Raw genomic sequence first — 22,323 nt, 5'->3', positions numbered from 1 at the left:
GGCGCGGCGTCTTTCTTTGCACATGTTCATTCACGCATCGCCCGAGGAAAATTGGCTAGGTCGTGTTGAAAAAAAGGGATTCACATCGGGCTTTGAGCATGATTCAAGCTGGTATCTGCGATGGAGACCAGCATGGCACGAGACTTGATGTCGGACGAGGAATGGGCGTTCTTTGAGCGGTTCATCCTGACAGCCCGCGCCCCGAACGGACGGAAACCCGCCAACCACCGCCGTGTTCTTGATGGGATTTTCTGGATTGCCCGGACCGGCGCGCCATGGCGCGATCTGCCGGAAGAGTTTGGCAAGTGGTCGAGCGTCTACCGCCAGTTCCGGCGCTGGACGCTGGCCGGGCTCTGGGAGGAGATCATGGACGCTCTGAACCAAAGCAGGGCCGTGCCAGACGCCCTTCAAATGATCGATAGCACCGTGATCCGGGCCCATCATCAGGCAGCGGGCGCTAAAGGGGGACTCCGCGACAGGGTTTCGGGCGCTCAAGAGGTGGCTTCACGACCAAGATCCACCTCCTTGTCAACGCGCATGGTCTGCCCATGAGGACGGAGATCACGCCGGGTCAGACATCCGACTATCTCGGTTTCGATCTGGTCATGGCCGACAACCTGCCCACTCCCAGCGTGCTGCTGGCGGATCGCGGATATGACGCCGACAGCATCAGGGTGAAAATGGAAAAGCGCGATGTGCTGCCGGTCATCCCGATGCGCAAATCCCGAAAGAAACGCATCGGCGTGGACCGTTCGCTCTATCGCTTGCGCAACTTGGTCGAGCGGTGCTTCAACAAGCTCAAGAACGCCAGGCGCGTCGCAACACGCTACGATAAGACGGCTGAGAGCTTCCTGGGGTTCGTCGACATCACTTCTATCCGCCTTTGGCTCCGCCATTTGTCAACATGACCTAACGCTGTATCGAACTCAATTCGCGGCTGACACATTGCAAGAAAATTTTGCTGAATGGTAGCCGCAGCTGGCCTAGATTTTCTCAAAAAAAATTTGCAATGGTGGCGCCTTTTACTGCAACGTGAAGAATTGCGCTATGCGATAGACGCGCCAAGACGAACGGCAAGAAAGGGCTGGCTGGCGTCCTCTGGCGGCGGAGACCAGGTGCGGTATCCCAGCAACCCGGTGCCGCGCCGCCGCAAGTCGGCTTCGAGCCCTGACCTCCGGGTTTCGGCAATGCGACAGATGTCCGCTTCCTGATTTGCCAGGTTGTTTTTGGGGGCAGACATGCTCAAGGTAGATGTATGCAGTTCGATGGAAAGATATTTTAGTATGGCAGACACTGACTTTTTGATGTGGGATGATGACAAACTGGATCGTCGCGAGCGTGCAAACGCATTTGCACGCATTATTCAACATAGCGAACGTGCGAGGGTAATCTCAGTTGAAGGCGGCTTTGGTTCAGGAAAGACGTTTTTCCGCACAAGGTGGGCCCAGCATCTACGTGTACTAGGCGAAACGGTAGTGGAGTTTGATGCATGGAAGTCAGATCACTCTGGCGATCCATTGTCGGCTTTCAGTTTCCAACTTCTCCGATCTCTTCAAGTTCCAGAGGGTGCGCCGGGATTCGGCAGCCAGCTACGTGACGTAGCTACCACTGTAGCAAAGGCGGGGTTTCGTCGTGGAAGCCAAGTATTGGTCGGAGAGGCGGTTGACCAAATTGGGGATGAGCTGGGCGAATTACTCGAAACAGTGGGAATTGGCGGAACTGCTGAGGGTGCCGCTGATTTTCCTGAGCTATCAAAATTAGCAAGTGAAAGTTTGAGCGCTGCGAGAAAGTCGATGTCGAAGGAAGCTTCAAAGCTCCTATTGTCTCAGTTCGAAGCTGAGCGAGTCCGTGAAGTCGAATTGCCCCAGCGTCTTCAGGGTCTTCGACGGACCCTTGTGGAAAAAGGACGCAGCAACGGAAGAGTCGTTGTACTTATCGATGAGCTTGATCGTTGCAGACCTGATTATGCAATTTCACTTCTCGAAGCAATAAAGCACTTGTTCAACGAAGAGGGGTTTGTGTTTGTGTTATTCTTGAACCCCGCGCAACTCGCGAGCACCGCCGCTAGACTGTTCGGCAATGTGGATGGTGGTGAACCGTATTTTACGAAGTTCATAGATTTGAGACTTGAGTTAGGTGAGAACAGTTCGGACGAATTGTGCAAGGCATACTTAATCAAGCTATTTGAACTCAACAATGCCGGAAACCAGATAGAAGATGCAGAATTCGTAGAGCTCCTGCAATCCATTCAAAGTGCAGCCAACGAACTCGATCTGACTCCGCGCCAGATTGAGAAAGTATTCACGATGATCGAGGTTACAATGGCGACTTCGGAAGGTGTGGATTTAAGCACGGTCGCGGAGGTTGCATTTTATGCAACGTCAAATCTTTCACCAGATGAGGTTGCCGAGCGCTTAAAGCCAAGAAGTAGAAAGGTTCTAGACAAGGTATTGGAAATGGTTCTTAGAAGCGCCGATATGATGGTAGGTTTCCGTTAATGAAGCAAACATTGGTGGGGGCGCAGCAGAAGTCAGATTTGTCCCGCACTGCTGACGACGGACGGTAATTGAGGGCTGCAGGCGCGGCGAACGGCGGCTTTCCCTAGTGCGTGTGCAGCGTGGAGCCTCCGCCCTGCTGGTAAGAACCACGACTTTGCAAAGGTCACTAACTGCGCTTTGCTGACCTCTGAGCTGAGCGCGGCATCGCCCTGGTCATCGGAGCCGTTCGAAGGTCCGCTCTCAGGAGATCGTTCGCGCTTGCAGCAAAGGTATCGCTGCACCTTGCATGAGTGTCGTATTCGGGCTGGCTGCCGTCATCTAGCGTCTGGGAACTGGTGCGGAAACGCTGCGACCCTGCTGCCGCACCGCCGAAGGCAGCTCTGAGCCCTCTCCAGTCATTCGTGCCAGCCGCGGCGAATGCAGGTGCGCCACCTCGGCTGCGTTTTGGCCGGAGGCGACGCGGGCCACGATCTGTTCTCGACCATAGACAGTGAGTCGGGCATTCTGATGCGGGTTGTGCATCCTTGCAGGTCCCGGGCTGGAGTTTGGCGATTGCACCCTACCCCCGCAGCGGGTGAACAACCTTCCGAGACTTCACAGCTAGGACCATTGCATTTCCACTAGAACGCAATGGCATCTGACGGATTAAGCCTGCGAGATGATAGCTCCACGCCACCGGATTTTCAGGGGCGCGGAGCTAGTCTGGGCATCAGATAGCCAGATCGTCGATCCAGCTGCCGTGGACGCCGGCGGGGACCCAGACCGGCAGTTCGATGGCTGCGACGGGGCCCGCCTCGATGCGGGTTGCGTCGAGGATCCAGAGCTCGGCCTCGTCTCTGCGCAGGTCGGTGACATAGGTCAGCAACCAGCCGTGATCCTCGGCCGTGCCTTTCGGGTCTGGGACAAAGCAGGGCTCGCCCGCCATCACGCCTTCGGGCAAGGGCAGCAACTGCCGCGCGCCGCTCCGCAAGTCGTATTTGGCTACGCCGCACCCACGCAGCCCCGCGCCGGGGAAGAAGCAGGCATAGGCGTAGCGACTTTCCCGACCCGTAAAGGACAGATTGATGGTCGGGAACTCGACCGTCAGATCATCGAGCAGCGCAATTTTCGCCGTGCCTGCTGTCGGGTCGATGTGCCACTGGCCACGCACGCAGCCGTCGGCGGGCGGGGCGCCATGGGGAGCGGTGCCATTGATGAAATCGGCCGCCCTGTCCCAGGCGCTGCGGTTGAAATACGGACCCTCCACGACGATCCGACCCTCGGCATTCTCCCAGGCATTGGCGAAATGCAAGGCATAATAAGGGGCGACCTCAATCCAGAGGACCCCGCCCTTGCTGCGATCACGCGGCATCACCCCGATGCGGGCGAGGTAGCCGTCTTGCCACGTGTAGGGGAAGGGCAGACCCGAGCCGAGGTCGAGCGCGACCGAAGGGTCGAACCAGACCACATAGTTCTCGGTGATGGCGAAGTCGTGGATAATCGAACCGCCGGGGCCGTCCAGCACCTCACTGTGGACCAGTCGCCCCTGCGCATCCGCGACGTGGTAGGTCAGGTGCGGAGCAAGGGGCGAGTTGCCGAAGAACAGCAACTCGCCAGTGCGGGGGCAGATCTTGGGGTGCGCGGTCATCATCGTCTTCAGCGCACCGTCGAAGTCGTAGGCGCCGAGGGTCTCCAGCTCTGGCGTAACCTCGAAGGTAAGGTTCACCTCCTGGAGGGCGAGGATGCGCCCGGCATGGGCGATGACGCTGGTCCCAGCGGCGCTGGCGGTCAGGTCGATGCTGCCATGTTCCGTGAACAGTGCCCGACCCTCGGTCAGCGCGGGTGTCTTGACCCAGCGGTTGCGATACCACTCAGCCCGCCCGCCCTTCAGGCGCAGCCCGTGGATCATGCCCGAGCCATAGAACCAGGCGCCGGGGTTCATGCCTTCCTTCGGGTTGTGGCCGTTGCGGAAGTAGCGGCCTGAAAGTGCGGTCGGGATCGCGCCCCGGACCGGCAAGGTCAGGGCCGTGGTCTCCTCCGTCACTGGACGGAAATGGCCGGAGAGAAAGCTGGGTGTACCGGCGGCGGTATCGCCCTTGGCCAGCGCCTCGAAGGTGGTGATGGATGTGGCAACAGCGCTGGCGGCAAGGCCGCTGCCCATGCGCAGGATATCGCGGCGGGTGGGGTTCATCACAGGATCTCCGTAGGAATGGGCTGGGCGCGGCGGCGTTCGACCTTGGCCAGCAGGATCAGGCTGGCGGTCAGCAGCAGCGCGCCGTTGAACGGGTGGAGGGAAAGCGGCAGCGGGTTCGCTCCGGCAGCGAGGGCGATCTGCGTCAGGTAGAGAGCGAAGGTCAGCCCGCCCCACCAACCGAAGCCGTTCAGTCGGCGGAGGAACAGCGACCCTCCGTCAAGGGCAAGGGCCGGAAAGGACAAAGCCCCGCCAAGCGCCGCGTGCAGCCCCCACAGCCCGCCGTCGCGGAAAAGCGCGGCTCCGGCGCTGAGGAACTGGGCGAGAATGCCGACGGGGAGGGCACGGGCCGCAAGGCTGAACCACAGGGGCGTGCCGGCGCCAAGATCGGTGAAAGAGTGTCATGCGTCGTCTCCATGGTTCAGGCCGCCCGTTCGAGAGGCGTGGCGATCCAGCGGGCCAGATGCACGGCATAGTCCGCGGCGGCGGCCTCGATCTGGTCGGGCGAGAGCTTGTCCGCCCGGTAGAGGACGAAGGGGTCGGCCCATTCCAGCCCGCAGCGATGCGCTGTGGCGCGCAGCGGCGCCATGAGATCCGCCATCGGGAACAGGTTGCGCCCGCCCGCCGTGTAGGCCTCGGGCGTGTTGCCGGCGGTGGCCGCGATCAGCAGCGGAGTGCCTTCCAGCCGGCGACCCTCAGCCTCGTAGGCGATGTAGAACATCCGCGTCAGAACGGCGTCCTGCCAGGCCTTCAGCAGCGGCGGGGTCGAATACCACTGCACCGGAAACTGCAGTACGAGCCGATCAGCCCCCAGCAGCCGTGCCGCCTCACGTTCGCCATCTCGGAAGAGGTCGAGACCATCCGGGCAGGCGGCGGTCATGTCGACCACCTCCACCCCTGGCAGGGCGGCGGCGGCGCGGGCCATTGCGGCATTGGCCTTCGATCGGCTCAGATCGGGGTGGAACATTAGGATCAGGGTCTTGGTCATCGTCATCTCCATGGTTGGGATGAGAGGAAGATGCCGGAGCACAAGAAATCACTCCAATCGATTAATAATATGTTCTATTATCACTCGTATGAATTTACGCTCGCTTGACCTTAACCTCCTGGTGATCCTCGACGCACTGCTGGACGAGGCGCATGTCAGCCGTGCCGCCGACCGGCTGGGCCTGTCGCAACCTGCCGCCTCGGCCGCATTGCAACGCTGCCGGCATCTGTTCCGCGACGAACTTCTGGAACGCGGGCGCGGCACCATGCGGCTGACGGCAAGGGCGGAGGCCCTGCGCGCGCCGCTAAAATCGCTGCTGGCCGGGGTGGGAGATCTGGTCGACCCACCCGAGGTGCCGCTGGCCGAGCTGCGCCAGACCCTGCGCATCGCCATGGCCGATTACCCGGCGCTGTTTGTAACCGGCCCCCTGCAGCGCGCCCTTGCGGAGAGCGCGCCGGGCGTCGACCTCGTGATCCAGCCCTGGCACGGGGCTGAGGCCGCGAAGGCCGCGTTGGTGGACGGCACGACCGACATCGCCATCTCGGTTTTCCCCGGCGAGGACGGCGACATCCACCGCGAGGAATTGCTGGCAGAGAGCTACGTCATCGCCCTGCGTCCCGGCCATCCGGCGATCACAGGCTTCGACCTCGATGCCTGGCTGGCATGGCCACATATCCTCGTATCGGGCCGAAGCGAAGCGCGCAGTCCGCTCGACGCGGAACTCGCGCGCTTCAGCCTCAGCCGCCGGGTCGGGCTGGTGGTGCCGAGCTTCGGCATGGTGCCCGACCTTCTGCGCGGCTCGGACATGATCGCCATGCTACCCTCGCGCGTACTGCCCGCCGCGCCGGACCTGATCGCCCTGCCGCCCCCGATCCCGGTTCCCGGCTTCCCGCTGCATCTCGCCTGGCACCAGCGGAGGACCAAGGACAGAGCGCTCAGGCATGCCGCAGGCCTCCTGGAGAGGATATTGAGGTGAAGGGCGAAGGTGACAGGCGGCCCTTAACCGTCGGTCACGTCTTGACGCCTCGTCCCTAGAAGCCGCCGTTCGGGCTGAGCGCGGCGCTGCGCGGTGGATGAATGGTGGCAATCTTGGTAAAACTACGTGCAAGATTAGAGGGGTAGAAGCCAGGCAGTACGCAGACCGGGCGAAATCCGCACTGGAGTGCGTCCGGCCTTCTCGGCCGCCTCAAGTCCCTCGCCCTCGTCCTCGATAATGTTCTCGACAGGATCGTCCGTCGCTGTCCCCCGATAAATTGCCTTGCCTGTTGCGGCCGCGATCATACCGAGCATAGCCTTCTGACGCCGTCCGACTAAGCCGTAGAAGTCATGCGACCGCAGTAGCTGCGGGCCGATCAGGTGGCTCTCAAGGTGTGTATCAATTGCGGTGTCTGATGTCGCGCCCTTCTTCGGCAGACGTGCGAGATATAAAGACGGTGCGTCACCGCCCACGATCTGGTTCGTCTTGGAACTGATCGGTGTCTTGTTGTTGATGGTGTCATACCTCTCCCGCGCCATGCCGTTCTTCTGGCACCAGGCGCGGGGGAAGACAGTGGACACGATCGTTTTGCCCCGCAGCCAGCTCCTAATCAGCTAGTTGTGGGAGTTGCCGCAGACTCCTGATTTCGCATTTTGGGGCGTGGATGTGGAGACGAACCGCTCGCAGTGCATGAGTGACTGCTTCGCCGCTGACCCTGCGATTGCCATGTTGCGCTGCCGTCAGACCTCTTTGCGCCCATTGAATCCATTCCAGCCCGGATCTGAACGGACAGGGTGCAGTTGCAGCGAACGTCCGGAAGGTCCGCTCCTAGCCGTTCCATGGTGGTCGGAGGCTGCACCTGCGGCGAAGGTCTGCTCTTTCCATTGCTCGTGCAGCGTGGGACCGCCGCCAGATCGTGCAGATGCCGATCCGCCGCCCGCACATAAGGCCCGGCCACAACCTCGCCGGCCTGCACCGCTTGTGCCCAGGCTGTCACCGGATCCTCGCTGGCCGAGACCCGGTCCGGGGATGCGCTCACGTCAGATAGCTCTCGGGCCCGTTGGGATCCGGAAAGCTGAACCCCATCTGCCCTGCCCCCGACAGGCCCCGCTCCGCCGCCGGCGTCATGCCAAAGTCATTGGCCAGCCCGCGGATCTGGCGGAAGGTCTCATTGAGCTGCGCCACCTCGGGCCGCGCCTTGATCTGCACCCCGTTGCGCGTCTCACTCTCATAGGTCTCGCCGGTCTCTTCCAGTTCCAGCTCCAGACGTTCAAACCGCAGCACCGCTTTGCAGAGCTGTTTGAACATCATCACATTGCTGGGCTTCAACCGATCCACGGTCGGATGACACAGCGGCAGCGCCAGCCGGTCAAAGGTCCAGCGCAGCTCGCCGGTCAGCCCCTCGGGCCGGATCTCCTCCAGGCGCAGCCGCGCCCGTTCTTCCAGATTGTGAAGCGGTGCGCCCTCTTCCGCGAGGGCCACAACTTTTTCCTCTGCCGGTCTGCGCCCTCGCATATCCCGATCAACTCCTTGTTCATGTGGCTTTTTCTATTCAATTTCCACTTTGCGCAGACAAAGGCTCCCCCTCCGGTTGCCACCACATCCGGAATTCCTTCGAACCCTCCCCCCGGGGCATTCGCCCCGCTGCGTCAGCGGTTGGCGGGGTGCTGTGGATCCACCGGCCAGCCATCCGCGCCGCGCTCTTCCGAGTACCCGCGCGCCTCCAGCCGTTGTTTGTTCTGATCATGATCATCCGGGCACAGCGTCTGCAGATTGCCTGGATCCAGAAACAGCGCCGGATCGCCCCGATGCGGGATCACATGATCCACCACCAGGCGGCAGCGCTTTGGGTTACCCTGTCGCGTGCCGGACGCCGTCAGCGAACCATCGTTGACGATACCCCGCCGCAGACACGCCCGGCACAGCGGCTCCCGCGCCAGATGCTGAGGCCGCAACCGACGTCGCCACGCAGACAGGTTGTACAAATGGTGATAATCGCTCCGTGCCGTCATACCATACCCCCGGAACGCAAAAGCGCCCGACGGTCTCCCGTGGGCGCAATCAGTGATGATGCATATTCACTGGCATGCCGGTGAGGTTAGCGTCAAGGGGGCATGGGGGAAGGCTGGAATGCGCAGATAACTGCCGCTGCAAAGTCGGCGGATCTGACGACATAGCGAGCGATCCATGCCGCAGGTGCCAAGGAAGAGCTGACCTTCGCCGCAGATGGGCGTTGTTGCAGAACTATCGCCTTAAGGGATTCACTTTGCGAATCCATGCGGTTAGACGGGCTGCATGAGCAAACCACCTCTCGCCCGCTATCGCACGACGAACTGGTCCAGCTACAACGCATCGCTGCGGGAGCGGGGGTCGCTCCTCGTCTGGGTCGACAAGGACATGAGCTGGCGCGCGCCGCGTGACGGGCGGCCCGGACGGCCAGCGGTGTTTTCCGATGCCGCCATCCAGTTTTGCTTGTCGATCAAGATCCTTTTCAAGCTGCCTTTGCGCCCGACTTCCGGGATGGTGGCGAGCCTGTTGAAGCTGGCGGGGCTGGACTGGCCCGTGCCGGATTTCTCGACGCTGTGCCGAAGGCAAAAGACCCTAGCCGTGCAGGTTCCCTATCGCCGCGCAGCTGGCCCATTGAACCTGCTCGTGGACAGCACCGGGATCAAGTTCCTTGGCGACGGCGAATGGCAAGTCCGCAAGCATGGGGTGCAGGGTCGACGCCAGTGGCGCAAGGTCCATTTGGCCATGGACCCGGCCACATCCGACATCCGCGCCGTGGAATTCACGCCCAGCCGTGATGGCGACAGTCCCGTGCTACCGGACCTTCTTGGGCAGGTCCCGGAAGACGAGCAAATCGGCACCGTGACTGCCGACGGCGCCTATGACACGCGCCGCTGCCACACCGCTATCCTCGCCCGTAAGGCCATTCCGATCATTCCGATCCGCAAGAACGGGCGGCTATGGAAGGATGACAGCCCAGCGGCACGCGCCCGAAACGAAACCCTGCGCGCAACGCGATATTACGGCAGGGCTTTCTGGAAACGATGGACGGGATACCACGCCCGCAGCCGGATCGAGGCCAAGATGCGCTGCCTGAAATCTTTCGGCGAGCGCATCATGGCAAGAGACCCCGACCGCCAGACCGCCGAAATCCACATCCGCATCGCCCTCATGAACCGCTTCAACGCCCTGGGCACCGCCGAAATCGTTCGTGTCGCCTGACGTCAGCGGGGTAAGGGGCAGTCACGCCTCAGGCTTGAGTTCTGCAACAATGCCCCGCAGATGCGCCAGCGGCTGCTCTGTGGTGTAGCGTGGAAAAGGTCGTTATGCCTAATTTGTAGGCCGAAGCATTCGTAGTCGAAGGCCGCAGAGAAGGATTCTTAGTATGAGTGGTTTGATCACTGAAATTCAGAAGGCTTGTCTGGATGAGAGAGTTCCAGTTGAGTCATTGCTACGCCGCGTGAAGCTGGCAGCTACAAAGCTAAAACTTGGTGCTTTAGAGAGTTGGGTGGACAATGAGCTAAATGGCTACAGCGGCGAGCTTCCGCCCCATCGAATTCTTAAAGGCCAACCTGCAGGATGGAACTCCTTTCGTGGTTGGATTCCTGTGCAAACAAACGAAGCCACGATAGCTGACGCGCTGGGAACAGCTATGGTGGGTCAAGGCATTGGCGGACTCCGGGACCTCATTGCAAGCAGCGATGGCGGTCTCTTCCATTTTCCGATCCCTGACGAGACCGTTATCGCGCTGAACAAAGCGATGAATGTTTCAACAGCAAGAATGGTTGTGCAGGTTCCACGAGGCGGAATTATTGGCATTTTAGACTTTGTTCGCAACATGGTACTCGATTGGGCAATAGAGATGGAACGCAATGGTGTCTTAGGTGAAGGGTTTTCCTTTGACGCCGAAGAAGTTGAGAGCGCAAAGGCAGTTATGAACACGTTCAACATTGGAAAAATTGACAATTTTGCCGGAAACATGGGGACAGGAAACACTTCAGGAGACATCTCTCTAACGGCACAACATGTGACTGAGGTCAAAGAGACTTTGCGCAAGTTGCGGGAGGCTGCTCCCAGTTTGGTAGAGGCTGGCGCTGAAGGAGCGTTGCCAGATATTATTGATGCTGTGATAGAAGAGGCGGACAAAGACGCCCCAGATACAGGCAAGCTCAGAAGCCTAACCCAAGATGTTCGATCCGCTCTTGCTGGAGCTGCAGGCAATCTCACAGCAGAAGGAGCGATGGCACTTGTCGGGGGAATATTGCGAGTTCTTGGAGGCGGATAGGTGATTTCGTCACATTTGTGGTCGACTAAGGAAACCTGACATTAGTTCACCTTGCAGCAGCCGGTACATAGATCTGGTCTTCGAATCCGACATGCGGTGTCACGGCGGCAAGGTTGCAACGATTCCCGACCTGGTCACCACCGCCTGATGTCTCCAGCCAGCACGAAGCGGACCCAAGGCCCTTTGCGCGAATTTACGATAGCTAACCTTAGCCACGCGGATTGCGAATTCACCAAAGACTATTAATTCTGTTACGCGACCATAAGAGATGCAACCACGGCCAACCCACTGAGAAAGCAGAAGAAACCAATCGGTTGCTGAACAATGAAGTCACCATACCTTGCCATTCGCCCAACCAAAACTCGATGAATGGACGCTGACGTTGCAACCCCTATCATCACAAGGTAGAGTAACATTGTCGGTAGCATGCTGGTGATGAACATAGCTGAGAATGGCAAATAAATATCCACCCCACGACCAAAGCTCGTCACGGTTTGTCGGTTTGAAATCCAATCTCTACTTCTTACAATGTAGCTCTGCTGGCACTCAACATCCAAGGTCTCCCGAGTGACTTCATCAATTGTGTCATCTGCCTGAAACCTGAAATCATAGCCTGCGTCCGTCTCACAAAGTACAGCCGCCATGCTCGATCCAGCAAGCTGCGACCGAGTATATCTACTGATGAAATCTTCCATCGACACCCACCCTGTGGAGTTGAACATCGCGAATGGAAAATTGTCTTCCAACGCATCCACTGTAATAAAGGCTGGAGTATACAACGCGCCAATGTTACTAATATTCGGCTTAACTCCAGCTAAGTCGAGTCGCAAATCGATAGCGAGGCGCGGAAGTATGTTTTCTCCGTCGGGATCGTAGTCAGGGAAAGCTTCTGGATCAGCCAATGCAATCGATCTGTCCGCAGCGCGTAAAAGCCTCACTCTTAATTCCGACCCGAGGATGCCTTCTACATCTTCTGTAAAATATGGGTCTATATCTGCAATGGCCAATGACCCACCATACAAGAGCTGCAAGAGATTGACTGCCTCTATTGGACTTACTGGGTCGGTCGACAAGGTGTCAAATCGCCCCTCTGCGCTAACTTCATCCGCAGAAAGGCTATAGGATACCTGCGTCTCAATCAGACCTTCTATGATGTCGTCATTGACATAAATTTCCCCTTCAACCCCCACCCATGTATCAGCCGTCATACGTACATTGGCGCTTTGCTCGGGAATCGTAAAAAACTGAACCAGCACCAACAGGAAAGCGGCATACGTAAGTATAAATATATTTAGCGTAACAATAACATCCGATCCAAAAAAAATGATGCTATTGAATGGACGATCTGAGGAAACAGATGCTCGGATAAATGCTCTTGTTTGGGCAATAGTTATCACATCCATAGCAATGTTAAAGAGGAAGAAGCTGCCAATCGTGGCGATTTGCAGTTTGGTAAAGACGAAGTGTGGAAGAAAATCTCTGAAGAATAGGTTTTGAATTGTTATTGCAACAATAAAGGACAGCGTTGAAACGAAGAACGATGACCTCAGAAACCCCCAACTAATGGTCGCACCCGAGAAATATCTATCGAAAACTATAGATTCCGAAAGCCCCAGTATCTCTTTGTATCCTTCAAACCAGGTTCTGTTTGATCGCGGAGTTGTAAGATAGCCTTCAATCCGCTCTCGTGTGTGCTCAGTAATAAATATCCGATCCAATGCTATACCAAAACCTGTAATGGTAGCTAAGGTAGCGACCATCTGGAACCAAAATGAATTAGTTAAGTCCATGTTTGATGAAATTCCCAATATCGGAAAGAATTACGACCTGTTTTCTCAATCGACTTTGCCAAACCGCTACGACGCAACACCTACCTCTTGTAGGTCAAAGTAAGGGCTACTGCTAGGGTCTGCCTTTGAGCTTCAGGATGAGCGGTTCAAGACCCCGGCGAATGATTGCTCGACTGCCCAACGTGCTGGAAATTCATGTCCTCTTCGGACCGTGAGTCAAAAAAAACATCTGCATTGTCCACTGAAAACAGGAACGGCAGCCAAGGACTCGAAGCCCGAGTTCGCCGCGCAGGGCAGGAAGGTCCGCTGCCCAGAAAAGTGCCAGAGTTTGCAAAGTCGGCTTCTTGCGCTTCGCCGACCTTCAAGCAAGGCGCGGCATCGCCAAGGCCAGCTGAGCAGACTTGAAGGTCTGCTCCCGGGAAGCTTTCGTGCTTGCAGCAGCGACATCGCCGCGCCTTGCACGAATGTCGTGATTGGGCTGATTTCAGCCCTCACCAAACCATCCGCTCCAACGCCTCCGCCAAAGCCTGCCGCAACGCTCCTGACGTCTGCCCCCGGACACTCCACCCATGCGCCCGCAGAACCGCGCTGATCGGCTTGTCCTCGAGGCACACCATATCGACCAGCTGCCGATCCGTGATGTTCACGCGTGAACCGCGTTTGGACGGGCGGATCTTGCGCACGGCCATTGCAGTGCCAGTACCGATGCGCCTTTGGATGCGCTCGATTTCTTCGCGATCCCGCAGCACCGCATCAATGAAGCTGCCACTGCCACCACCACCGCCGCTGCGGATAGCCTCAACAGAGGAGCACCGGACACCGGCGCAGGCGTGGCGCTCGACCAGATCCCGATAATAGCGCCCCGCCGCCACCTGCTCGCGAGTGAAGGGCGCGGGCTTACCGTTGCTGGCCGCCTTGGCCGCCATCACATCGAACACATCCGCCCGCTGCATGGCCGACCGGCCACGGTAGCCAGCGGGGCGGGCTTTCCAGTCGTTTTCACCATCGGGAAACAGGCTCATCGGTTGGAACACACGAATTGCACCCCGGGCCGGCGCCTCGGGGATCGCATCGCCGCAGACCTCGGGCACATGGCCCTGCTCTTTCACCGCCTGGATGCGGTCCTCCTCCGCCTGCAATCGCCGTTGGCGCGCCGCCATAAACTTTGCCATCGGGGTCAGATCCGCCACGCCATCGGGTGCAACGATCACAACATGCTCGCTCATGCCGCTGCACCCCGCTGCGCCTGGTCTGCGATCTCCCGGCATTTCTGCAGCGCTTCTGACCGCCGCGCCCGAAAGCGCGTGTCCTCGGCCGACAGGTGATCGCCACGCCCTGCCCGCATTTCGATGTCCGCCATCCGGCGCACCGCCTCATCCGCCTCATTGCGGATCTGGGTGATGGTGTAGCGACCCGGCCATTCCCGCGCCCCGCGCAGATAGCGCAGCAACTCGGGCGCCCAGCCCCCGGCCAGCGCCTCCTGCCCCAGTGCATGCGCAAAAACCTTGAGCATCAGCGGCGATGGCCCGCTTTCCGGCGGCTGGATCTCGCGCGCCTTGTTCAGGATCTTCAGCCCAATCGGAAACCGATCCTTGTCCTTGCCGCCCGGGTGAGCCTCGACCCAATCCCGCAGCACCGCGAGGCTCGCCGGCGACATATACGCCAGCTTCTGGCGCAGCTCGCCCAGCATCACCGCAAACTGCGCCTTGGTCAGCGTCGAGGGCCGCGCCAGCCCCAGCGCCTCCAGCGGCGTGATCAACAATTCCTGCACCCGCGCCTCACCGGCGGCCTGTTCCTTTGCATCCATTTCTGCACCTCTTTTCTCAGCAATCCCGAGTTATCCACAGCCGCCGACGGCAATGTGTCCGGCGACTGTCCTTCTGTTTTGTTATGTCTCTGTCTCTATCCCTGTCGTGCAGGACAGTCCGAGACTGTCCGAGACTGTCTTGAACTGTCCGCCGGACAGTCTTGGACAGTGTCAGGACAATGTTCGGTGAGTTCCGGAACGCGCTTGGCCGAGGTCGAACATATGCGTTGACCAGGACTGCATGGCGCGCTCGATCCAGGTGGCATTGCGGTATTCGCAGCCCTCCTGGACAAGCCATTCATCCATCCAGCGAATGGCGGCGTCATTCTTCGCGAGCTCCGCATGGTAGCCCGCCACGGTCGAGCGCAGCCGCTGCAAGCGCTTGGCAGCGTTGGCCGCCTCATGCTTGGCGCGGTTGTCCTCTTTGCGTGACAGCGCCTCGGTCAGCGTGCGCAGCACCATCGGGTGCATCAGACGCACCTCGCCGCCCTCGCAGATACAGGGCGTCCATTTGTGCAGCGGACCGTAGTCCAGCTTGCACAGCGCCCGAAAGTGCACCGGATCCACCAGCAAGAGCTTTGCCAGAATTTCCAGATCCTGCGGCACCGTGCCGACCGGCGTCTGGTCGTATGAGATATTGATCAGATCAAAAAAGAGCGCCCGGCACTCCGGCGTGCCCTTGAGCCGCATGTCCGAATTAAGCCAGCGCCGCCGTTCCCAGGCCATGAAGTAATGGCTGTCGAGCCGATCCTCGGACCCCAGCGGATACTCCGGCAGATCATCGGTCGGGACCGGCTGCAAACCTGCTGCATTCAACATCACGCCGCCTCCCCGAACAGAGCCGACAGCTCGCCATCCAGCGCCTCGATCATCCGCGGGCCGCTCTCCGCCGCGGGTCTCTGCACCATCTTGCGATAGGCCCCGGCCCAGCCGCGATAGCGGCAAATCTGGGTGCAGGTGCGCATCGAAGCGCCGGTAAACTCCGCCATATCTTGCAGGGTGCATTCGCCGGCACTATCCTGGATCAGCCACCAGATCTGATAGGCAATCCGCTCGATGCGGGGTGAGGAATTCTGTGCCATCATGCGGCCCTCGCCAATTGATCCTGAAAGAACGCCGCCGCGCCGGGATCGGTGAGGATCATCAGCAAGGCGGTATGGCTGGCGGGCGCTGTCACCGCGCCCCACCAGTTGAGCGCGGTCTGAAACGACACATCGCAAAACAGCGCCACCTCGCGCGGGCTGTGAAACCGCGCGTGGAAATAGGCCGACCAAAGGTCAGGCGCGCTGACCTTCAGCGCATGAGGGTCCAACTGATTTGACCAAGACGCTTGGTCAGCTGACGTGCCAGGCTGGTCGCATGGCACGTCATTGTTCACGATCAGGGTTAGACGCGGGCGGCTCATGCGCCCTCTCCAGATTTGGCGTCAGGGTGGCCTTTGAAAAGATGTTCAGGCACGCCGACCCCATTGCTGGCGCAAAAGTCTCGCACCGCCCAGAACCAATGGGCGGGGAAAACTCCCTCTTTTTTTGCACGGCTCACCAGTTGCGCGGAGAAACCCGTCTCGGACTGGAAGCGACTACGATCAACCTTATTCAAGAAATCTGAGAGTGTCACAATTCTGCTCTGCCTATCTACCTCACGCCAAACTACGCATAATGCGTATTTTGTAAATACGCAAATTGTTCAGTGCCGGACCTCAACCAAAGCGATAGATTGTCCCCATGCTTGAAGAACAAGAAGACCATATCGACGCTGTCGCGGCACGATTGAAGCGGGTCAGAGAAATCCTTGGCTTGTCCAAGAAGGATTTCGCAGACAGGGCGGGCCTAACCGAGCAGACCTATGGCCCCTTTGAGAACGCCAAACGGGAACTGTCCCTGTCCGCAGCCAAGAAGCTTCGCAAGCGTTACGGCTTACCCTTGGAATTCATGTACTTCGGAAAGATAGATGACTTGCCGACCAGAATTTCCAAGGATCTCTGATCCAGCCCGTCTGTAAGATCGGCCCAGAAGTCCAATGGAAGGCCTGAGCGCCTCCTGGCCTCTTTCAGCAGTTTCAGGATATTTCCGTCTTCGATATTCATGTTGAAGTGTCCAAGTGCTTCGCGAAACCCCTTCCCACGTCGCACAACTAACACGAGTAAACGGGATCAATTCTGGGCCAAACACGGCAAATCAGTACCGGCTTACGCTCCCCCACCTGTAGCAACCAAAGCTACCAATACGCAATGTGCGTATTTTTATCATTGACCTACGCAAATTGCTTACTCTATCAATCTCCTATCAACCGATGGAGGATTGAATGCAAGACAGACTTGAAACCGTGCTGCGGAACGCGCAGCAGATCGCAGGCTCGCCCGAGGACCACCTCGATAGCCCGCATCTCTTCACAACAGCCTGGGCAACTCTGAAGGCCGCGCGCGGCCAGGGCTTTGACCCGGCGCGCCTGCGGGCTGCGCATCTGGTCGAGCGCCCGGCCCCGACGCCGGAACCTACCGAGCAGGTTCTGGACCGCGTCGGCCAGAAGGTCCGCCGTGTCATGGCGGATCGCCAGATCACCCCGCACGGCCCCCATGCGGCGTAAGGCAAGGCGCACCCGCAATGACAAACCCTATCTCTCACGCTTCCGCATCCATGGCGGACGCATCCCGAGGGCCCCGCCCCTCTGAGACCAAAGAACACACGCGGCGCGTTCGAGGATTGCGCGCCGCCGACTGTCCCGAGGTTTCGCACCGCTCCTGCGGTGCGGATCTGGCGCGGGCGGATCAATCCTCCAAGTTGCCCACCGCCCGCGCATCATCCACCGAGATCAACACCCTCGCGCTTTATGCCGCGTCGGAGACCCTCAGAGCGACACCGATGCATAAGAGGTCCGAGCAATTCGCGGGTCTTGGCGGGCGCATGACTGCGCCGATTTCAGATGCTTGGACCCACGACGAGGCGCTCTGGCTGGTGGATTTGATGGGCATTCAAAGCACCGGCACATCCCGCCAAAGCGCCCTGAGCAGCTGGATCAAGACCGCCTCAGCGCGCGTGCCCCGCCGCGCCAGCGATGGCCGACCGGATTGCCCCCACAACGGCCAATCTCCCGCACCGACTTTGGTGCAAGGTGGCCTCAATGGCTAAAGCACTGGTCGCCTGCGAAACCAGCGGCATTATGCGTCGCGCTTTGCTAGCCCTCGGCCATGACGTCTGGTCCTGCGACATCGAACCCGCCGAGGATCGGACCAATCGACACATCATCTGCGACGTCCGTGACGGCATCCTGCATGACGGTTGGGATCTGCTAGCGGTCATGCACCCGCCCTGCACGCGTCTGTGCCGCTCTGGTCGCCGCTGGATGTCCGGGCCGGGTAAATGGACCCACCCCAAGAAGCTGCCGAAGGGGCGGAGCTGGGCAGATCTCAAAGCCGAGTTTGAACTGGGCGTCAGCATCTTCACCGCTTGCTGGCAGGCGCCCATTCCGTGCAGGGCCATTGAAAACCCGGAAATGAACGACCTCGCCCGCGACCGCATGCCGACGGATCTGCCCGCGCCCAGTATCGTGCAACCGTTCCAGTTTGGTGATCCGGCCTACAAAGCGACGGGTTGGTATCTGGACGGGCTGTCGCCGCTGCGCGAGACAAATCGCCTACCGGAACCGGAACGGCTTTCCGCCGAATGGAAGCGCTGGAACCGCGTGCACCGCATGCCGCCGGGGCCCGAGCGCACCCGCCTGCGCAGTCGATCCTTCGAGGGCATGATGAACGCCGCCGCCCGCCAATGGGGCGACGAGGCGGACACTGGACAGGCGAGAGTCGAGCGAGGTGCAGCATGACGCCCCTCACACTGAAACGGGAGAAAAGAGATGCCTGACATGCAACCCAAGCCATTCACTCCCGACCAGCTCGGCGAACGCTGGGGCTGCTCGGGCGAAACCGTCCGGCAAATGGTGAAACGAGGCGAGTTGCGTGGATTCCGCATCGGTCGCATGATCCGCATTCCACAAAAAGAAGTAGAGGAATTCGAATGCCAGACGTCAACATTGGAAGACTGCGCGGCGGCTTGTGCGTCTACTGGACGGGGCCCGACGGAAAGCGAGTGCGTCGTAAACTTGAGGCACGCACCAGAAAGGAAGCAGAATCCGAGGCGATAGAGGTCTATCGCGCTGCTACATTCTCGATCCGCCCCCAGAACCCGACCATTGCGCAAATTTGGGAAGCCTACCGGGAAGACCTCGAGGGCAAGCCCACGGCTGAGACGATGAAGTGGACCGGGAAAGCAATTCTGCCCCACTTCGGACACCTGCGCCCCGACAACGTGGAGAAAAAGACCTGCATCGAATACGAGGCGCTGCGCCGCGCAGCAGGCAAGAGCCAGGGCACCGTCCACACCGAACTCGGCCACCTTCGGTCAGCTCTGAAATTCGCCTGCGACACCAGGATGATCGAAACTGCGCCGAAGATATGGCGCCCTGCCAAACCCCTGACCGACAAGCGCATCCTGTCAGCTGGTGAAGCCCGCGCACTGATCGATGGTGCAATTGAACCCCACATCAGGCTCGCTCTCATCCTGCTTCTCGGCACCGCAGGGAGGGTGGGCGCTGTCCTGGATCTCACTTGGGACCGGGTCGATTTTGACCGGGGCACCATCAATCTGAGGCTCGAAGATTCCCAGACTAGGAAAGGCCGCGCCGTCGTGCCGATGAACCCAAGCACCCGCGCCGCGCTGGATGTGGCGTATCGAGCCGCCCTCTCAGAACATGTCGTCGAATATGCCGGCGGACAGATCAAGTCGATCCGCAAAGGGTTTCAAGGTGCGATGACCAGGTCAAAGATCGGGCATGTCCGGATCCACGATCTGCGGCACACGGCGGCGGTCACGATGCTGGCCAGTGGTGTGCCGTTGGAAAAAGTGAGCCAGGTTCTAGGCCACAGCAACACAGCAATCACGTTCTCGACCTATGGTCGCTACCTGCCGGAACACATGACCGACGCCATAAATGTGCTGGACTTTATGAACCTGAAGGCGCACCGCTAGGTTCACAGAACCAAGGAACACTTTGCATGTCAGTGCCGAGATTTGATAAATCTCATTGTTTTCAAGAGGTAAGATGGTGGGTGATAAGAGATTTGAACTCCTGACATCTTCGATGTGAACGAAGCGCTCTACCACTGAGCTAATCACCCGTGAGGACGGCTTTTATCCCGAGCGATCTGCCTCTGCAAGAGGGTCTGATGCAGTTTTTTCCGCCGTATCGGGTTTTTCCGGCTGGATCCGTTTGCGGCGCAGCTTGCAGACATGCACGCGCCCGTTGGGATTGTCCTTGATACGGGTCACCCGCAGCTTGCCCATCGGCTCCAGGTTCAGGGGCCGCTCGGCGCCGATCGCCTCGCCCAGCAGCGCCAGCATGGCCTCGATCACCGGTTTGGCGTCGCGTTTCTTGACCCCGCTGCGCTCCACGGCCTGCTCGATCAGCTCCTTCTTGCGCAGCTCGAGCGTCACCGAAGCACCCGCTGCCTCCGCCGCTGCGGGATCATTTCCCGCCGCCGGTGTCTCCTTCGGGTCCGCGGGTGCCGGGCGCTGCCCGGGCGTCAGATGCGCCTCTGCCGGCTGCGGATCGCCAGAGGGTGTCGTGCCTGTTGCGGGGGATTTCGAACGTGTCATGGGGCCTGTGGTCCTTCTGCTCGTTACATCTCCGGCGGCGCGGGCAGGCCGGGGCCTGTGGCCGGCCCCTGATCGCAACTCGCCAGTCGCACGCTATGGGGCAAGCCTAGGGGCAGGAGCCACCGGGTTGCAAGCGCAGAGCCCATTCGTCCCCGGCACAGTAACAAAATCCGGGCATTTCAAGATCATACCCCGCCACGCCCCGGAACCGGCAGCGGGATCACCCGCGCGCCCCCCGATCCGGCAGCGCGCTGCGCTGGACCATCGTGCGCAGGGTAAAGCTGGAGCGCGTATTGCGAATACCCGGCACACACATCAGCCGGTTTTCCAGGAAATCGTCAAAATCGCTGAGACTGGCCGCCACCACCCGCAACAGAATATCCCGCGTGCCGGTCATCAGATAGCACTCCATGACCTGATCGAACTGCCGCACCGCCGCCTCGAACCTCTGCAAGGCATCCCGGGACTGCCGTTCCAGCTCCACCGCCACAAAGATCGTCACTGGCAACCCCAGCCGGGTCTGATCGACCCGGGCGCCATAGCCGGAAATCACCCCGGACTTCTCCAGGTTGGCCACCCGCCGCGCGCAGGGCGTTGGCGACAGCCCCACCACCTCCGACAGCTCCGCCATGGTCATACGCCCGTCGCGCTGCAATGCAGAAATGATCTTTCGATCCAGATTATCCACGATTTTCACCAATCAATGTCATTTGAATAGAGGATTCCTCTAAACACTACCCGCAAACCAGCGGCAATTGGAGTTTTTCTGCATGTCCCCCGGGCTACACTGCCCCCAGTAGGAGGAGCAGCCATGACCTTGATTCCCAGCGACACTCACGACGCCATTCACCGGGTCGAAGACCCCGACAGCGGGCTTCTTGGCCTGATTGCCATTCATTCCACCCAACTCGGCCCGGCCGCCGGAGGGCTGCGCATGCGCCCCTACGACAGTTTCGAGGCCGCGCTGGAGGACGTCTCGCGGCTGTCGCTGGGCATGACCTACAAGAACGCCGCTGCCGGCCTGCCGCTGGGCGGCGGCAAGGCGGTGATCATCGCCGATCCCGCAACCCAGAAAACACCGGAGCTGCTGCGGGCCTTCGGCCGGGCGATCGAACGCCTGGACGGGCGCTACATCACCGCCGAGGACATGGGCATGACCCCGGAGGACATGGCGGTGATCGGCACGGAAACCCGCCATGTCGCCGGCCTGCCAGAAGGCGAATTTGCCAGCGGCGACCCCTCTCCGGTCACCGCGCGCGGGATCTTCAACGCCATCTGCACCACCTGGGCCGCCCGCCACGGCAGCGGCGACCTGAACGGCTGCAGCGTCAGCCTGCAGGGCCTCGGGCACGTCGGCTGGCATCTGGCCGGCTTGCTGCATCAGGCGGGCGCAAAGCTGATCGTGACCGATGTGGATCCGGTGCGTGTCACCGCCGCGGTGCAGGCCTTTGATGCCCGCCCGGTGGCGCTGGATGACATCTACGGGGTCGAGGCGGACATCTTTGCCCCCTGCGCCATCGGCGGCATTCTCAACGCCAAGACCATCCCGCAGCTGAAAACCGCCATCGTCGCCGGCGGCGCCAACAACCAGCTGGCCACCCCCGCGGATGCCAAAGCGCTGCATGATCGCGGCATTCTCTATGCGCCGGACTTCGTGGCCAATGGCGGCGGCATCATCAACGTGGCCACCGAAATCCTGAAAATCTCCGACCGCACGCACTTCGTCGACGACAAACTCGCCGCGCTCGATCAGACCCTGCGCCAGATCCTCGCCGACGCAGAGGCCAAGGACGTCAGCCCCGACACGGTCGCGATCAACACCGTGGACCGGATGATGGCGGCGCCGCAGGCGGCCGAATAACCCCGTCAGCGGGGAACAGGCCGACCGCCCCCTTCAGCTTTTTGTAAATATCTCGGAGCGCGAGGCAGAGCCTCGCATCCCGTTGCCAGTAGAGCGCGCGCCCTGATCGGCGCGCGTTCATCTCTGTGTGGCAGACTGCCGGATGTCGCGACATGGCACCGGAGTTGACACCTCCGGACCGGGATTTGCCCCCAGAGATCACCTCTCAACCAAAGGTACAGGGGGTCCGATCTGAAGACGTTATCCGGATCACGCGCGGGACAGGCCCGCGTGGATCAAACCCGCCTGCCCTCC

At 60.0% G+C, this 22,323-nt stretch carries 26 protein-coding genes and 1 tRNA gene; 12 read left to right on the top strand and 15 right to left on the bottom strand.

All coding sequences use genetic code 11. The annotated features are described in order from the left end of the window. The first annotated feature begins 120 nt into the window (after positions 1-120). A protein-coding gene (locus MHM97_RS16540; RefSeq protein ID WP_239323455.1) for an IS5 family transposase occupies positions 121-908 on the top strand; the annotation gives its coding sequence in 2 pieces (ribosomal slippage) (positions 121-460 and positions 460-908; 789 coding nt in all). Between the two features lie 375 nt (positions 909-1,283). Further along, complete coding sequence (locus MHM97_RS16535) at positions 1,284-2,498, top strand: KAP family P-loop NTPase fold protein (protein ID WP_239323454.1); 1,215 nt, start codon at positions 1,284-1,286, stop codon at positions 2,496-2,498. A 709-nt stretch (positions 2,499-3,207) separates the two neighbouring features. Here MHM97_RS16535 and MHM97_RS16530 read toward each other — a convergent pair. The 3 genes from MHM97_RS16530 to MHM97_RS16520 form a co-directional block, all read right to left on the bottom strand. Further along, positions 3,208-4,668 (bottom strand): carotenoid oxygenase family protein, encoded by a 1,461-nt coding sequence (locus tag MHM97_RS16530; protein WP_239323453.1) that lies wholly within the window; start codon positions 4,666-4,668, stop codon positions 3,208-3,210. Then, on the bottom strand, positions 4,668-4,937 hold the full coding sequence (locus MHM97_RS16525; RefSeq protein ID WP_239323538.1) for a DUF6220 domain-containing protein: 270 nt from the start codon (positions 4,935-4,937) through the stop codon (positions 4,668-4,670). The genes MHM97_RS16530 and MHM97_RS16525 overlap by 1 nt, the downstream gene beginning before the upstream one ends. 152 nt (positions 4,938-5,089) lie before the next feature. Next, positions 5,090-5,662 carry an NAD(P)H-dependent oxidoreductase gene (locus MHM97_RS16520; protein ID WP_239323452.1) on the bottom strand — a complete coding sequence of 191 codons (573 nt, stop codon included), beginning with the start codon at positions 5,660-5,662 and terminating at the stop codon, positions 5,090-5,092. 115 nt (positions 5,663-5,777) lie between these two features. Between MHM97_RS16520 and MHM97_RS16515 the strand changes: the two genes are divergently transcribed. After that, a complete protein-coding gene (locus tag MHM97_RS16515) occupies positions 5,778-6,632 on the top strand; it encodes a LysR family transcriptional regulator (RefSeq protein WP_239323451.1) in 855 nt (284 codons plus the stop codon). A 134-nt stretch (positions 6,633-6,766) separates the two neighbouring features. Here MHM97_RS16515 and MHM97_RS16510 read toward each other — a convergent pair whose 3' ends face one another. The 3 genes from MHM97_RS16510 to MHM97_RS16500 form a co-directional block, all read right to left on the bottom strand. Further along, complete coding sequence (locus tag MHM97_RS16510) at positions 6,767-7,213, bottom strand: hypothetical protein (RefSeq protein WP_239323450.1); 447 nt, start codon at positions 7,211-7,213, stop codon at positions 6,767-6,769. A 454-nt stretch (positions 7,214-7,667) separates the two neighbouring features. Next, a complete protein-coding gene (locus MHM97_RS16505; RefSeq protein WP_239323449.1) occupies positions 7,668-8,147 on the bottom strand; it encodes a P27 family phage terminase small subunit in 480 nt (159 codons plus the stop codon). 134 nt (positions 8,148-8,281) lie between these two features. Beyond that, a complete protein-coding gene (locus tag MHM97_RS16500) occupies positions 8,282-8,644 on the bottom strand; it encodes an HNH endonuclease signature motif containing protein (RefSeq protein WP_239323448.1) in 363 nt (120 codons plus the stop codon). 283 nt (positions 8,645-8,927) lie between these two features. Between MHM97_RS16500 and MHM97_RS16495 the strand changes: the two genes are divergently transcribed. Both MHM97_RS16495 and MHM97_RS16490 read left to right on the top strand, forming a co-directional pair. Continuing rightward, on the top strand, positions 8,928-9,860 hold the full coding sequence (locus MHM97_RS16495; RefSeq protein ID WP_239323447.1) for an IS5 family transposase: 933 nt from the start codon (positions 8,928-8,930) through the stop codon (positions 9,858-9,860). A 163-nt stretch (positions 9,861-10,023) separates the two neighbouring features. Then, positions 10,024-10,923, top strand: a complete 900-nt coding sequence (locus MHM97_RS16490; protein WP_239323446.1) for an AbiTii domain-containing protein — start codon at positions 10,024-10,026, stop codon at positions 10,921-10,923. 251 nt (positions 10,924-11,174) lie between these two features. Here MHM97_RS16490 and MHM97_RS16485 read toward each other — a convergent pair whose 3' ends face one another. From MHM97_RS16485 to MHM97_RS16460, 6 genes are all read right to left on the bottom strand, one after another. After that, the gene (locus tag MHM97_RS16485) at positions 11,175-12,713 is read right to left on the bottom strand and encodes a hypothetical protein (protein ID WP_239323445.1); all 1,539 of its coding nucleotides are present in this window, start codon (positions 12,711-12,713) and stop codon (positions 11,175-11,177) included. 491 nt (positions 12,714-13,204) lie between these two features. Then, positions 13,205-13,939: a hypothetical protein gene (locus MHM97_RS16480; RefSeq protein ID WP_239323444.1), complete on the bottom strand. Its 735-nt coding sequence runs from the start codon at positions 13,937-13,939 to the stop codon at positions 13,205-13,207. Next, positions 13,936-14,520, bottom strand: coding sequence for a hypothetical protein (locus MHM97_RS16475; protein ID WP_239323443.1), 585 nt, complete (start codon positions 14,518-14,520; stop codon positions 13,936-13,938). The genes MHM97_RS16480 and MHM97_RS16475 overlap by 4 nt, the downstream gene beginning before the upstream one ends. A 171-nt stretch (positions 14,521-14,691) precedes the next feature. After that, positions 14,692-15,339, bottom strand: a complete 648-nt coding sequence (locus MHM97_RS16470) for a hypothetical protein (protein WP_239323442.1) — start codon at positions 15,337-15,339, stop codon at positions 14,692-14,694. Beyond that, a complete protein-coding gene (locus MHM97_RS16465; protein WP_239323441.1) occupies positions 15,339-15,605 on the bottom strand; it encodes a hypothetical protein in 267 nt (88 codons plus the stop codon). Before MHM97_RS16465 ends, MHM97_RS16470 begins: the two co-directional genes overlap by 1 nt. Further along, positions 15,602-15,925 carry a hypothetical protein gene (locus MHM97_RS16460; RefSeq protein WP_239321455.1) on the bottom strand — a complete coding sequence of 108 codons (324 nt, stop codon included), beginning with the start codon at positions 15,923-15,925 and terminating at the stop codon, positions 15,602-15,604. Before MHM97_RS16460 ends, MHM97_RS16465 begins: the two co-directional genes overlap by 4 nt. A 319-nt stretch (positions 15,926-16,244) precedes the next feature. Here MHM97_RS16460 and MHM97_RS16455 point away from each other — a divergent pair, with 319 nt between their 5' ends. The 6 genes from MHM97_RS16455 (at position 16,245) to MHM97_RS16435 (ending at position 19,541) form a co-directional block, all read left to right on the top strand. Further along, a complete protein-coding gene (locus tag MHM97_RS16455; protein ID WP_239323440.1) occupies positions 16,245-16,505 on the top strand; it encodes a helix-turn-helix transcriptional regulator in 261 nt (86 codons plus the stop codon). A gap of 319 nt (positions 16,506-16,824) precedes the next feature. Then, positions 16,825-17,106, top strand: a complete 282-nt coding sequence (locus MHM97_RS16450) for a hypothetical protein (RefSeq protein WP_239323439.1) — start codon at positions 16,825-16,827, stop codon at positions 17,104-17,106. A gap of 116 nt (positions 17,107-17,222) precedes the next feature. Continuing rightward, positions 17,223-17,648, top strand: coding sequence for a hypothetical protein (locus tag MHM97_RS16445; RefSeq protein WP_239323438.1), 426 nt, complete (start codon positions 17,223-17,225; stop codon positions 17,646-17,648). Continuing rightward, on the top strand, positions 17,632-18,339 hold the full coding sequence (locus tag MHM97_RS16440; RefSeq protein WP_370645747.1) for a hypothetical protein: 708 nt from the start codon (positions 17,632-17,634) through the stop codon (positions 18,337-18,339). The genes MHM97_RS16445 and MHM97_RS16440 overlap by 17 nt, the downstream gene beginning before the upstream one ends. Before the next feature lie 30 nt (positions 18,340-18,369). Then, positions 18,370-18,657, top strand: a complete 288-nt coding sequence (locus tag MHM97_RS22885) for a helix-turn-helix domain-containing protein (RefSeq protein WP_370645746.1) — start codon at positions 18,370-18,372, stop codon at positions 18,655-18,657. Next, a complete protein-coding gene (locus tag MHM97_RS16435; protein ID WP_370645748.1) occupies positions 18,567-19,541 on the top strand; it encodes a tyrosine-type recombinase/integrase in 975 nt (324 codons plus the stop codon). Before MHM97_RS22885 ends, MHM97_RS16435 begins: the two co-directional genes overlap by 91 nt. Before the next feature lie 74 nt (positions 19,542-19,615). Here the strand turns inward: MHM97_RS16435 and MHM97_RS16430 are convergent. The 3 genes from MHM97_RS16430 to MHM97_RS16420 all read right to left on the bottom strand — a co-directional run bounded on the left by MHM97_RS16430 (position 19,616) and on the right by MHM97_RS16420 (position 20,856). After that, positions 19,616-19,690 (bottom strand) — tRNA-Val (locus MHM97_RS16430). 13 nt (positions 19,691-19,703) lie between these two features. Further along, positions 19,704-20,168: an HU family DNA-binding protein gene (locus MHM97_RS16425; protein WP_239323435.1), complete on the bottom strand. Its 465-nt coding sequence runs from the start codon at positions 20,166-20,168 to the stop codon at positions 19,704-19,706. Positions 20,169-20,388: 220 nt separating this feature from the next. Beyond that, positions 20,389-20,856 (bottom strand): Lrp/AsnC family transcriptional regulator, encoded by a 468-nt coding sequence (locus MHM97_RS16420; protein ID WP_239323536.1) that lies wholly within the window; start codon positions 20,854-20,856, stop codon positions 20,389-20,391. A gap of 123 nt (positions 20,857-20,979) precedes the next feature. On the opposite strand from MHM97_RS16420, the gene MHM97_RS16415 reads away from it, so the two are divergent. After that, the gene (locus MHM97_RS16415; protein WP_239323434.1) at positions 20,980-22,029 is read left to right on the top strand and encodes a Glu/Leu/Phe/Val family dehydrogenase; all 1,050 of its coding nucleotides are present in this window, start codon (positions 20,980-20,982) and stop codon (positions 22,027-22,029) included. The last annotated feature ends 294 nt before the right edge of the window (positions 22,030-22,323 follow it).

Origin of the sequence: Epibacterium sp. Ofav1-8 (assembly GCF_022348185.1) — a bacterium.
GTDB lineage: Bacteria > Pseudomonadota > Alphaproteobacteria > Rhodobacterales > Rhodobacteraceae > Epibacterium.
This window is presented reverse-complemented; position numbering and strand designations above follow the sequence as displayed.